Raw genomic sequence first — 12,196 nt, forward strand, 5'->3', positions numbered from 1 at the left:
CAACAGGTGATAGCTTCGGTCGAGGCAGTCAGTGGCGAGAGGTGACGCATGGTGGAGCAGCGAGTGCCGCATCTGGTGGTGTTGAGCGGGGCGGGCATCAGCGCCGAGAGCGGTATCCAGACCTTCCGCGCGACGGATGGCCTGTGGGCCGACCATCCCGTCGAGGAGGTGGCTACCCCCGGCGCCTGGCGGCGTGACCCGGCGCGGGTGCTGGCGTTCTACAACGCGCGTCGCGACCAGGTTCGTCGGGCGCGCCCCAACGCCGCGCACAAGGCCCTGGCGGCGCTGGAGGAGCAGGGCTTTCGGGTCAGCATCATCACCCAGAATATCGACGACCTGCATGAGCGGGCCGGTTCCCGCCATGTGCTTCATCTGCACGGTGAGATCCTCAAGGCGCGCTCCTCGGTGGACCGCCGCATGCACTATCCACTGCCCCGCGGCGGCATCGAACTGGGTGACATCTGTGACAAGGGCAGCCAGCTGCGCCCCGATGTAGTGTGGTTCGGCGAGGAGGTGCCCCACTTCGGGGAGGCCTGCGAGATCGTCGCCGATGCCGATCTGGTGCTGGTGGTGGGCACCTCGCTGGCCGTGATGCCGGCGGCCTCCCTGCTGCAGCACGCCCCCTTAGAGGCGCCCTGCATGCTCGTCGATCCCGAGGCCGAGTCGCTGGCGCCTCCCGGCGTCACCCGACTCAGCCAGCCCGCCGGCAAGGGGGTGCCGGCGCTGGTGCGCCACTGGCGACGCGAGGGGCGGCTCTGGGTCCCGGAGACACTATTGGGCTGAGGCGGGGCAGGGCGTGAGTCGCATGCTAGAATGCGCCCCCGCTTTTGCCCCCGGACACAGGCCACCATGCAGGACGACTCCTTCCACGACCCCGAGCCCCGTCAGCGGCGCGACCTCTCAACCGGCTCTTCGCGTGACCCAGGGACCGGGCTTAGTGACCCCCGGACCGGGCTTGCGAGTGACCCCGGGACCGGGCTTGCGAGTGACCCCGGGACCGGTCATCCACGGCCGCCGCGCCGGGAGTTCAAGGCCCGCGGCAGCTTCGTCGAGCGCTGTCCGGGCTGCAACCTGCCGCAACTCAACTGCCTCTGTCCCTATGCGGTTGGCGCCGAGAGCGAGGCGCGGGTGTGGCTGCTGACCCACTCCATGGAACACCTCAAGCCCACCAATACCGGGCGGCTGATCCGCGACGTGCTGCCCGACACCGAGGTCTTCACCTGGTACCGCACCGCACCCGACGAGCGCCTGCTGACGCTGCTGGAGGATGCGCGCTTCGCCCCCTTCGTGGTCTTTCCCGATGACCAGCCCGACTACGCCGAGCGTGTGGTGGGCATCGACGCCGTGGCCGAGGCGAAGGCGGCGGGTCGCATTCCGGTCTACCTGCTGCTCGACGGTACCTGGCGCCAGGCACGGCGCATCTTCCGCAAGAGCCCCTATCTGGATGCCCTGCCGGTGCTGCCGCTGCGCACCGAGCGGTTGACCCGCTATCGGCTGCGCAAGCCTGCCTCCAGCGCCCACCTGTGCACCGCCGAGGTGGCCGCCGAACTGCTGCGCCAGGGCGGCGACGAGGATGCCGCCCAGGCCCTGGACGATTACTTCGATGCCTTCAACGACAGCTACGCCGCCAGCCGGCGCTTCGAGAAGATCGAGGCGCCGACGGCGGCGATGCGTCGCCTGCTGGCGCGGAAGCAGAGAGGCTAGGCGGTGCCGAAGAGAGTCCCGGCGATGCGGAAACCGGCGATCCAGGTGCCGGCGGCGGAGCCCAGGGTGGCCGTCAGGAAAACCAGCAGGGTGCGAGAGACCCGGTTGCGCCACCACCCCTTGAGGTGGGTGACATCGTGGCGCAGCGTGGAGAAGTCGCGCACCTTGGGCTTGCGCAGGTAGAGCTCCACCCCGGCGGCCACGAAGCCGGCACCGATGGTGGGGTTGAGCGAGGTGAGCGGCGCGGCGAAGAAGGTGGCGATCACCGTGAACGGGTGGGCCAGGGCCGCCAGCGTCGCGCCCGCCGAGAGCACGCCGTTGATCAGGAACCACTCCACTACCAGCTGCCAGCCCAGGTCGGTGTTGCGCGAGAAGCCGATGGCGAAGCCGGTCAGCACCAGGGCGGTGATCACCCAGGGCAGCGCCTTCCAGATCTTCGACGGTGGCGGCGTGGCCTCGAGGGCCTCGCGCTCCGGACGCGGGGCCTCGGGCAGCGGAGCGGCGAAGTGTTCGGCCATGCCTTTCATATGGCCGGCGCCGATCACCACCAGCACGTTCCGGTAGCGCCCGGGCGGCGCCTCCTCGGCCAGGCGCAGCACCATGTAGCGGTCGCGCTCGCTGATCAGCGGGGTGTAGAGACTCTCCGACTCGGCAGCGAACTCGCTGAAGGTGGACTCCAGCACGTCGCCCTCCTTGAGCCGCTCGATCTCCGCGGCGGAGACCTCCTGGCGTGACAGTACGCTGCCCAGCAGTCCCGAGAACAGCGAGAAACGCTGCCACCAGGGGACATTGTGGTAGATACGCTTGAGGGTGATCCCCACGTCGCGGTCGATCAGCAGCAGCGGCAGCTTCGCCTGCCGAGACTCCTCCAGGGCGGCGCGCATCTCGGCGCCGGGCTCGATGCCGGACTGCTCCGCCAGGCGCTGCTGGAAGGCGCCCAGCGCCAGGCTGGCCGCCACCACCCCGGCCTTGCCCTGGCGGAAGATCTGGAACAGGTCCTGCTCCCCCAGGGCGTCGGGGTTGGTGAGACTGTGGTGGCGCGAGTCGCACAGCTCGATGGCCACGGCGTCGAACTCGCTGGAGCGGATCAGCCGACGCACGTCCTCGGCGCTCTCGGCGGAGACGTGGGCGGTGCCGAGCAGGGTGTAGCGGGTCTCGCCGACCTGCAGGACCCGCTGCGGGCCGCTGGTGGCGTCATCCGGGCGGGTCGGGGCCTGGGTCTCGGTCATGGAGGCTCGCTTCGAGGGAGTGAAGCGTCGATTATCCACGAACGTCAGCGCTCGGCCAAACCCGGGGGAGGTGTCAGCGCCGCCAGAAGGCCGGGGTGAACAGCACCAGTACGGTGAAGATCTCCAGGCGGCCCAGCAGCATGGCCATCACCAGGATCCACTTGGCCAGGTCGGGCAGGTCGCCGTAGTGGGCGGAGGCCTCGCCCAGGGCCGGGCCCAGGTTGTTGAGCGCCGAGCCCACCGTCGACCAGGCGGTGACCTGGTCGACCCCGGTGGCCATCACCCCCACCAGCATCAGGAAGAACAGCATCACGTAGGCGGAGAAGAAGCCCCACACCGCCTGGGCGATGCCGTCCGGCACGCTCACCTTGCCGATCTTCACCGTGATCACCGCGCTGGGATGGATCAGGCGCATCACCTCGCGCATGCCCTGCTTGAGGATCAGGATGATGCGGATCACCTTCATGCCGCCGCCGGTGGAGCCGGAGCAGCCGCCCACGAAGGCGGCCATGAACAGCAGGAAGGGCAGGGCGCCGGGCCACAGCGAGAAGTCGGCCACGGCGAAGCCGGCGGTGGTGGCCACCGAGACCACCTCGAACAGGGCATGGCGCAGCCCCAGCTGGGTCTCGTAGGTGCCGGTCAGCCACAGCGAGATCGCGGTGATGGTGGTCAGCCCGGCCAGGAACAGCAGCAGGAAGCGCGCCTCGGGGTCCTCGAAGTAGTGCAGCACGCTGCGCTGGCGCCAGGCGGTGAAGTGCAGGCTGAAGCTGACCGCCGAGACCAGCAGGAAGAACACACAGATCAGCTCGATGGCGGCGCTGTCGAAGTGACCGATGCTGGCGTCGTAGGTGGAGAAGCCGCCGATCGCCACGGTGGAGAAGCTGTGGCCCAGGGCGTCGAACCAGTCCATGCCGGCGGCCATGTAGGCGAGCATGCAGGCGATGGTCAGCGAGGCGTAGATGTACCACAGCGCCTTGGCGGTCTCGGTGATGCGCGGGGTGAGCTTGGAGTCCTTGAGCGGCCCCGGGATCTCGGTGCGGTAGAGGGCCATGCCGCCGACGCCCAGCGTCGGCAGGATGGCCACGGCTAGCACCACGATCCCCATGCCGCCGAGCCACTGCAACTGCTGTCGGTAGTAGAGGATCGACTCGGGCAGGTGCTCGATGCCGGTGATCACTGTGGCGCCGGTGGTGGTCAGCCCCGAGAAGGACTCGAACACCGCATCGGTCAGGGAGAGCGGCGTCACGTCGGTGAGCATCAGCGGCAGCGAGCCGAACAGCGCCAGCACGCTCCAGAACAGCGCGGCGATCAGGAAGCCGTCCCGGGTGCGCAGCTCCTTGCGGGCGCGGCGGTTGGGCAGGAACATCGCCAGGCCGGTCAGTACGGTGATGCCGATGGCCACGGCGAAGGCGTCCCACTGGCCGTCGGCGAACAGCAGCGAGATCAGGATCGGCGGCATCATGGTCAGGCTGAAGAGCATCAGCAGCAGCCCCAGGATGCGCAGGATCATGCGCAGGCTCATCGATGACTCCCCGTCAGAAGAAGGTCAGCCCGACCTGGAACAGCCGCTCCACGTCGCGGATGCGGCGCTTGTCGATCACGAACAGGATGACGTGGTCGCCGGACTCCACCACCACGTCGTCATGGGCGATCATCACCTCCTTGCCGCGCACGATGGCGCCGATGGTGGTGCCCCGGGGGAGGTCGATCTCGCCGATGGCGCGCCCCACCACCTTGGAGGACTGGGTGTCGCCGTGGGCGATCGCCTCGATGGCCTCGGCGGCACCGCGACGCAAGGAGTGCACGTTGACGATGTCGCCTCGGCGCACGTGGGTAAGCAGGCTGCCGATGGTGGCCTGCTGCGGCGAGATGGCGATGTCGATCTCGCCGCCCTGCACCAGGTCGACGTAGGCGGCGTTGTTGATCAGCGTCAGCACCTTCTTGGCTCCCATGCGCTTGGCCAGCATCGACGACATGATATTGACCTCGTCGTCGTTGGTCAGGGCGCAGAAGATGTCGCACTCCTCGATGTTCTCCTCCTCCAGCAGCCGCTTGCTGGTGGCGCTGCCATGCAGCACCACGGTGCGGTCGAGGCGCTCGGAGAGCACCGTGCAGCGCTCCAGGCTGTGCTCGATGATCTTCACCTGGTGGCTGTGCTCGAGGTGCTCGGCGAGGCGCTCGCCGATGTTGCCGCCGCCGGCGATCATCACCCGGCGGAAGTCGCGATCGAGGCGCCGAAGCTCGCTCATCACCGCGCGGATATCGCGACGGGCGGCGATGAAGAACACCTCGTCGTCGGCCTCGATGACGGTGTCGCCGCGCGGGATGATGGGCCGGTTGCGGCGGTAGATGGCCGCCACACGGGTATCCACGCTGGGCATGTGGCGGCGCAGGAAGGCCAGGTCCTGGCCCACCAGGGGGCCGCCGTAGATCGCCTTCACCGCCACCAGCTGCACCAGGCCGCCGGCGAACTCCAGCACCTGCAGGGCGCCGGGGTGCTCGATCAGGCGGCGGATATGGTCGGTGACCACCTGCTCGGGGCTGATCAGCACGTCGATGGGCACCGCCTCGTGGGCGAACAGGCCGCGGCGGGTGAGGTAGGCGGTGGCGCGCACCCGGGCGATCTTGGTGGGGGTGCGGAACAGGGTATGGGCGACCTGGCAGGCGATCATGTTGACCTCGTCCTGGCTGGTCACCGCGATCAGCATGTCGGCGTCCTCGCAGCCCGCCTGGCGCAGCACCATGGGGTAGGAGCCGGGCCCCACCACGGTGCGGATGTCGAGCTTGGTATGCAGCTCGCGCAGCTTGTTGCCGTCGGTGTCGACGACGGTGATGTCGTTCTCCTCGCGGGCCAGGTGTTCGGCCAGGGTGCCGCCGACCTGGCCGGCGCCGAGAATGATGATCTTCATCGCGTGGGGGTTCCGCTGGGTCGAGGGGCGGCGCCTGCTGGTGCGCCGCAGCACGTGACGGCTAGCCTAAACCAGCCGCCACGGGAAGGACAGGCCGCGAGAGTCAGTCCAGGGTGAAACCGACCTTGATCGTGACTTGCCAATGCAATACCCGGCCATGCTCGACATGGCCGCGGGTGTCGATGACCTCGAACCAGCGCATGCCGTGCAGGCTATCACTGGCCTTGGTGATGGCGCTCTCGATGGCCTGCTGGATGCCCTCCTCGGAGGAGCCGGTGAGTTCGATATGCTTGTAGACGTGGTTGCTCATGATGCCTCCGGCGTGTGTGGATAAGCGGTCATGCGGTGCAGCCTGGCGGGACGGCGGCCCCTTCCCGCGTCAGGCGTTGGCCTTCCTGAGTCTGGCATAGAAGAAGCCGTCTTGGCTGTCGACCTCCGGCAGCAACTGGCGCCCGGCACCGGCGGGGCGCCCCCAGGCCACGTCTGGCGGGGTGGTCGCCTCGGCATCCGGGGTGCGCGCCAGGAAGGCGGCGATCTGCTCGCTGTTCTCCTGGGGGAGCACCGAGCAGGTGGCGTACAGCAGGGTGCCGCCCGGACGCAGCAGCGGCCACAGGTTGTCGAGCAGGCGTGCCTGCAGCGCGGCCAGCGCCTTGATATCCGAGGGGCGGCGCAGGCGCTTGATGTCCGGGTGGCGACGGATCACGCCGCTGCCCGAGCAGGGGGCGTCGAGCAGGATCGCCTCGAAGGGGGTGCCGTCCCACCAGTCGCGGGCGGTGGCGTCGCCATGGGCCAGGCGCGCCCCGATGCCCAGGCGCTCCAGGGCGCCCTCGACCCGGGCCAGGCGCTCGGCGTCGCTGTCCACCGCATGCATCTCGATGTCGAACACCTCCAGCAAGTGGGCAGTCTTGCCCCCCGGGGCGCAGCAGGCATCGAGCACCCGTGCGCCGGGGCGGGGTGCCAGGGCCGGGCCGAGCAGCACGGTGGCGAGCTGGGCGGCCTCGTCCTGGACGCTGACGTGGCCGTCGGCGAAGCCCGGCAGATCATGCACGTCGCAGGGTGTCTCCAAGGTGATGCCGTCCGGGGCGTGGGCGCACAGGCGCGCCTCCAGGCCGGCGGCGGCGAGGCGGTCGAGGTAGGCCTCGCGATCGCCATGGCGACGGTTGACCCGCAGCGTCATCGGCCCCGGCACGTTGTTGGCCTCGGCCACCGCACGCCAGTCGTCGGGCCAGGCCTGGCGCAGCGCCTTGAGCAGCCATGTCGGGTGCAGCAGGGCAACGGCGGGGTCGCGATCCATCTCCGCCTGCAGGGCGGCAGACTCACGCTGCAGGCGGCGCAGGCAGCCGTTGAGTACCCGGGTGGCCCACTCCTTGCCGAGCAGGCGGGCGGCCCCGGCGGTCTCGCCCACCGCGGCATGGGCGGGCACCCGCAGGTAGAGCAGCTGGTGGATGCCCAGCAGCAGCAGCGCCTGGACGTCGGCGTCGCGGGCCTTGAAGGGCTTGACCAGCAGCTTCGCGGCCAGGGCCTCGAGGCGCGGCAGGGTGCGGCAGACGCCAAAGCAGAGCGCCTTGAACAGGGCACGGTCGCGGGCCACTACCTGGTGGTCATCGAGGCCGGTGAGGGAGCCCTTGCCGGTGATTACCGGCACCAGGGCGCGGGCGGCGGCGGCGCGCACCGCCAACCCGCCGTCGTTCTCGATGCCCCGGGAGGCGGGGCGGCGGGGCTTGCCGGGAGCGTCGCTCATGCCGGGGTCTCCTCGTCGTGGCGGCCCAGCTGCAGGCCGGCGGGGAAGCGGTCGGCCCGGGCACGCAGCAGCTCGGCGACGGGCAATGCCTTGCCGCCGGGCAACTGGGCACGGGTCACCCGCAGTACCTCACGGCCCTCGGGGCCGCAGGCGATGCGCAGCGCATCATCGTCATGGGCAAGCAGAGTGCCCGGGGCGGTGGGGGCTTCACCCTCGCCGAGGTCGTGTGTCTCAGCCAGCAGCAGGCGCAGACGGTCGCCGTCGAACGCACACCAGGCCACCGGCCAGGGGTTGAAGGCGCGCACCCGGGCGGCAAGCTCCGCGGCGGGGCAGCGGAAGTCCAGTTCGGCCTCTGCCTTGGAGAGCTTGGCGGCGTAGGTGACGCCCTCCTCGGGCTGAGGCGTAGCCGATAGGCCCGCCTCGGCCAGGGCGTCCAGGGCCTCGACGATCGCTTCGCCGCCCAGCGTGGCCAGGGTGTCGTGGAGTTCGCCGCCGGTGGTCGAGGCGGTGATCGGCGTGGGCCGCACCAGCAGCATGTCGCCGGTGTCGAGCCCCTCGTCCATCTGCATGATGGTCACCCCACTCTCGGCGTCGCCGGCCTCGATGGCCCGCTGGATGGGCGCGGCACCACGCCAGCGCGGCAACAGCGAGGCGTGGACGTTGAGGCAGCCCAGTCGTGGCGCCTCCAGCACCGCCCCGGGCAGGATCAGGCCGTAGGCCACCACCACCATGATGTCGGCGTCGAGGGCGGCGAGCTCCGCCTGGGTCTCGGGGTCCTTGAGGCTCTCGGGCTGGTACACCGGCAGGTCGTGCTCGAGGGCCAGCGCCTTGACCGGGCTCGGCGTCAGCTTGCGGCCACGACCGGATGGGCGGTCGGGCTGGGTATAGACGGCGATCACGCGGTGGCGGCTGGCCAGCAGCGCCGCGAGGCTCTCGGCAGCGAAGTCGGGCGTGCCGGCGAAGATGACGCTGAGTGAGCGAGAGTCGTGGGGTCGGGACATGGTGGGAGCCTGGCCGTGAGTGAATGCCCCTAATGATAACGGAGCGGACCGCAAACGACGAAGGCCGACGCATGTTGCGTCGGCCTTCGCGGTGAGGCGGGACGGGGTCAGGCGTCGTGCATCAGCTTGTGGCGCTTCTGCATCTTCTTCATTACCCGGTCACGCTTGAGCGGTGAGAGGTAGTCGACGAACAGCACCCCCTCGAGGTGGTCGTGCTCGTGCTGGATGCAGTGGGCAAGCAAACCGTCGGCCTCCAGCTCGTAGGGCTGGCCGTCGCGATCCAGGGCCTTGAGGTGGACACGCAGGGCGCGCGGCACATCGGCATAGTACTCGGGGATCGACAGGCAGCCCTCCTGCATCGGTTCGCGCTCCTCGCCGATGGGCGCAACCTCGGGGTTGATCAGCACCAGGGGGCTGGTGCGGTCGTCGCTGACATCCATGACGATCACGCGGCGATGGACGTCCACCTGGGTAGCGGCCAGGCCGATGCCCCTGGCGTCGTACATGGTCTCCAGCATATCGTCGACCAGCCGGCGCACCTCGTCGTCGACGGTCTCCACCGGCGCCGCCCGGTTGCGCAGGCGCTCGTCGGGGTATTCGAGGATAGGTAATTTGGCCATGGCGTTGGTTTCACCGTTATGCTGTCATTTACACAATGACACTATTCTATGTGTGATGCGCACGGCAACGACAGGGCCGAAGTCGCAACACGTCGATAACCTCAGACTATAACACGCCGGTAGCGTTCCATGGCATCGGCCGGTGACACGCGGGGAGAGCAGGGATGAGGCAGATAAGTGACGGCAAGGTGCGGCGCGGCTGGCTGGGCCTGGTGGCGGCGCTGGGCATGGCCCTGGCTGCCGGTGTCCAGGGCCAGGGGCTGAGCTGGGAAGATGGCCTGCGCGGCGACGCCCCGGACCGTTATACCGTGGTGCGCGGCGACACCCTGTGGGATATCTCGGGGCGCTTCCTGCGCCATCCCTGGCAGTGGCCCGAGGTGTGGCAGGTCAACCCGCAGATCCGCAACCCGCACCTGATTTATCCGGGCGATGTCATCTACCTCTACGACTGCGGCGGCCGTCCCTGCCTGGGGCTGGAGCGGGGTCAGGGGCAGGTGAGGCTGTCGCCCGAGATGCGCACCATTCCGCATCGCGAGGCGATCACGCCGATCCCGCTTGAAGATATTCGCCACTTCCTGCGCGAGCACCGTATCGTCGATGACCCCGAGGCCCTGGAAGAGCTGGCCTATGTGGTGGGCGGCGACGATCGTCGGCTGATGAGCGGTGTGGGCGATCGTCTCTACGCCCGGGGCGAGGTTCCGGCGGGTGGTCGCGTGGGCTTCTATCGCGTGGGCGAGCGCTTCCTCGACCCGGCCAGCGGTGAGCTGCTGGGCCTGGAGCTGGAGAGCGTCGGCCAGGCCCGCCGCGAACGCCAGGAGGAGGACATGGCGGTGCTGGAGGTGAGCTCGTCACGTCAGGAGGTGCGCAACGGCGACATCGTGCTGCCCCTGGAGGATCGCGGCCTGGTGACCGAGTTTATTCCGCGTGCCCCCGAGCGCGAGGTCGAGGGCACCATCCTGTCGGTGCCCGGTGGGGTGCAGTTCATCGGCCGCCTGCAGGTGGTGGCGCTGGACCGCGGCCAACGCGACGGGCTCGAGCCCGGCCATGTGCTGATGGTCGAGCAGCGCGGCGAGCTGGTCAGCGATCCGCGCACCGGTGAGCAGTTACGCCTGCCGGGGGAGGATGCCGGCCTGGTGATGGTCTTCAAGACCTACCAGAAGATGAGCTATGGCCTGGTCATGGAGGCCAGCCGCACCCTGGGCGTGGGAGATCGCGTGCACAACCCGCGGCGGGCGGTCAGCGCCGCCCTGCGCTGAGGCCGGCATGCCGTCGCCGGCCCTCGGTGCCCGGGAGTGGCTGGCACTCGCGGGCCTGCCGGGTCTCGGGGCGGGCTCGCTGGCCGAGCTGGCCGCCCGCCGACCCGAATGGCCCGGCGGCTGGCTGGCGGTGCTGCCGCGCGAGGCCGCTACCGCGCTGCGGCTTTGGCTCGATCACCCCGCTCGCAGCCCGCTTTCCCCGGCGGTAGAGGCGGCCCTCGCCTGGGTCGAGGGTTCCGCCGACCGCCACCTGCTGCATGCCGGGCATCCCGCCTGGCCCGAGCTACTCTCCGAGACTCCCGATCCACCGCCGCTGCTGTGGGCCTGGGGTGACCTCGCCGCCCTGGCGCCCCCCAAGCTGGCCATGGTGGGGTCGCGTCGCGCCACCCGCGAGGGACTGACCAACGCCGCCGCCTTCGCCCGCGAACTCGCCGAGCGGGGCTGGTGCGTGGTCAGCGGCATGGCGCTGGGCATCGATGCCGCCGCCCAGCAGGCGGCCCTGGACGCCGGCGGGACCAGCGTGGCGGTGCTCGGCTGTGGTGTCGATGTGGTCTATCCGGCGCGCCACCATCGCCTGCACGCCCGCCTGCGTGAACCGGATGGCCTGCTGCTCTCCGAGCACCCGCCCGGCACCCCGGCCCGGGCCGGCTTCTTCCCGCGGCGCAACCGTATCGTCACCGGGCTCAGCTGCGGGGTGCTGGTGGTAGAGGCCGCAGAACAGAGCGGCTCCCTGGTCAGCGCGCGGCTGGCCGGGGAGCAGGGGCGCGAGGTGTTCGCCCTGCCCGGCTCGCTGCATAACCCCCAGGTGCGGGGCTGCCTGCGGTTGATCCGCGAGGGTGCCGTGCTGGTGCGTGGGGTCGATGACATCCTCGCCGAGCTCACCCAGTGGCAGGCCCCGGCGATGCCCGTCGCGCCCCGCGACGAAGCTTCGGGCCGGAATGATGACCCGCTGCTGCGCTGGCTGAGCGGCAGCCCGACCCCCGCGGACGCGCTGGTAGGGCTGACCGGTCTCGATATCGCCGAGTGCCAGCGGCGTCTGCTGGCGCTGGAGCTGGAGGGCCAGGCGGCGCGGGTCGCCGGCGGCTGGGTGCGCCTCTCGGCGCCGTGATAGAATCCTGCGCTGTTTCACCGCACCGAGCCAGGGGAGCTATCCAATGAGCCAGGCCCGCCAGATCGACCATGCCGTCGCCGCCCTGCGCCGGGGCGGCGTGATCGCCTATCCCACCGAGGCGGTCTGGGGCCTGGGCTGCGACCCCGACAACGATGCAGCAGTGACGAAACTGCTGCGCCTCAAGCGTCGCGATCCCGCCAAGGGAGTGATCCTGGTGGCGGGGCGCATCGAGCAGTTCGCCGCCTGGCTCGAGGGGCTGCCCGTCGAGCTGCAGGCGCCGCTGGCGGCCAGCTGGCCGGGGCCCAATACCTGGCTGGTGCCCGACAACGGCCGCAGCCATGCCCTGGTGCATGGCGAGCATGACCGGGTGGCCCTGCGGGTCAGCGCCCATCCGCTGGTGGCCACGCTGTGCGAGGCCTTCGGCGGCCCCATCGTCTCCACCTCGGCGAATGTGGCCAGCGAGCCGCCGGCCATGAGCGCCGAGGAGGTACGCAGCATCTTCGGCGATGGGCTCGATGCCATCGTCGAGGGTGAGCTCGGCGGCCTCGAGCGCCCCAGCACCATTCGCGACCTGGTCAGTGGCCGGGTGCTGCGCGACTGACCCTTTTCCGTCACTTCACCCCAT

At 69.9% G+C, this 12,196-nt stretch carries 12 protein-coding genes; 5 read left to right on the forward strand and 7 right to left on the reverse strand.

What is annotated here, in order from left to right; genetic code table 11:
- The first annotated feature begins 48 nt into the window (after positions 1-48).
- A complete protein-coding gene (locus tag GRB96_RS00250) occupies positions 49-783 on the forward strand; it encodes an SIR2 family NAD-dependent protein deacylase (RefSeq protein WP_161429909.1) in 735 nt (244 codons plus the stop codon).
- Between the two features lie 66 nt (positions 784-849).
- Positions 850-1,704 carry a tRNA-uridine aminocarboxypropyltransferase gene (locus tag GRB96_RS00255; protein WP_161429910.1) on the forward strand — a complete coding sequence of 285 codons (855 nt, stop codon included), beginning with the start codon at positions 850-852 and terminating at the stop codon, positions 1,702-1,704.
- Here GRB96_RS00255 and GRB96_RS00260 read toward each other — a convergent pair.
- The 7 genes from GRB96_RS00260 to def form a co-directional block, all read right to left on the reverse strand.
- The gene (locus GRB96_RS00260; protein ID WP_161429911.1) at positions 1,701-2,933 is read right to left on the reverse strand and encodes a TraB/GumN family protein; all 1,233 of its coding nucleotides are present in this window, start codon (positions 2,931-2,933) and stop codon (positions 1,701-1,703) included. The genes GRB96_RS00255 and GRB96_RS00260 overlap by 4 nt on opposite strands.
- 73 nt (positions 2,934-3,006) lie before the next feature.
- Positions 3,007-4,455 carry a TrkH family potassium uptake protein gene (locus tag GRB96_RS00265; RefSeq protein ID WP_161429912.1) on the reverse strand — a complete coding sequence of 483 codons (1,449 nt, stop codon included), beginning with the start codon at positions 4,453-4,455 and terminating at the stop codon, positions 3,007-3,009.
- A 13-nt stretch (positions 4,456-4,468) separates the two neighbouring features.
- Positions 4,469-5,842, reverse strand: a complete 1,374-nt coding sequence (gene trkA / locus GRB96_RS00270) for a Trk system potassium transporter TrkA (protein ID WP_161429913.1) — start codon at positions 5,840-5,842, stop codon at positions 4,469-4,471.
- Positions 5,843-5,945: 103 nt separating this feature from the next.
- Positions 5,946-6,152 (reverse strand): dodecin, encoded by a 207-nt coding sequence (locus tag GRB96_RS00275; protein WP_161429914.1) that lies wholly within the window; start codon positions 6,150-6,152, stop codon positions 5,946-5,948.
- Positions 6,153-6,221: 69 nt separating this feature from the next.
- Positions 6,222-7,583 carry a 16S rRNA (cytosine(967)-C(5))-methyltransferase RsmB gene (rsmB, locus tag GRB96_RS00280; protein WP_161429915.1) on the reverse strand — a complete coding sequence of 454 codons (1,362 nt, stop codon included), beginning with the start codon at positions 7,581-7,583 and terminating at the stop codon, positions 6,222-6,224.
- Positions 7,580-8,584: a methionyl-tRNA formyltransferase gene (gene fmt, locus GRB96_RS00285; RefSeq protein ID WP_161429916.1), complete on the reverse strand. Its 1,005-nt coding sequence runs from the start codon at positions 8,582-8,584 to the stop codon at positions 7,580-7,582. The genes rsmB and fmt overlap by 4 nt, the downstream gene beginning before the upstream one ends.
- A gap of 107 nt (positions 8,585-8,691) precedes the next feature.
- A complete protein-coding gene (gene def / locus GRB96_RS00290; protein ID WP_161429917.1) occupies positions 8,692-9,204 on the reverse strand; it encodes a peptide deformylase in 513 nt (170 codons plus the stop codon).
- Positions 9,205-9,431: 227 nt separating this feature from the next.
- Between def and GRB96_RS00295 the strand changes: the two genes are divergently transcribed.
- The 3 genes from GRB96_RS00295 to tsaC are packed head-to-tail and all read left to right on the forward strand — an operon-like array spanning position 9,432 to position 12,172.
- A complete protein-coding gene (locus GRB96_RS00295; RefSeq protein WP_420841776.1) occupies positions 9,432-10,460 on the forward strand; it encodes a LysM peptidoglycan-binding domain-containing protein in 1,029 nt (342 codons plus the stop codon).
- Positions 10,461-10,467: 7 nt separating this feature from the next.
- Complete coding sequence (gene dprA / locus GRB96_RS00300; protein WP_161429919.1) at positions 10,468-11,568, forward strand: DNA-processing protein DprA; 1,101 nt, start codon at positions 10,468-10,470, stop codon at positions 11,566-11,568.
- 46 nt (positions 11,569-11,614) lie between these two features.
- Positions 11,615-12,172 carry an L-threonylcarbamoyladenylate synthase type 1 TsaC gene (gene tsaC, locus GRB96_RS00305; protein ID WP_161429920.1) on the forward strand — a complete coding sequence of 186 codons (558 nt, stop codon included), beginning with the start codon at positions 11,615-11,617 and terminating at the stop codon, positions 12,170-12,172.
- Positions 12,173-12,196 lie beyond the last annotated feature (24 nt).

This window comes from Halomonas alimentaria, from assembly GCF_009902005.1.
GTDB classification, from domain to species: domain Bacteria; phylum Pseudomonadota; class Gammaproteobacteria; order Pseudomonadales; family Halomonadaceae; genus Halomonas; species Halomonas alimentaria.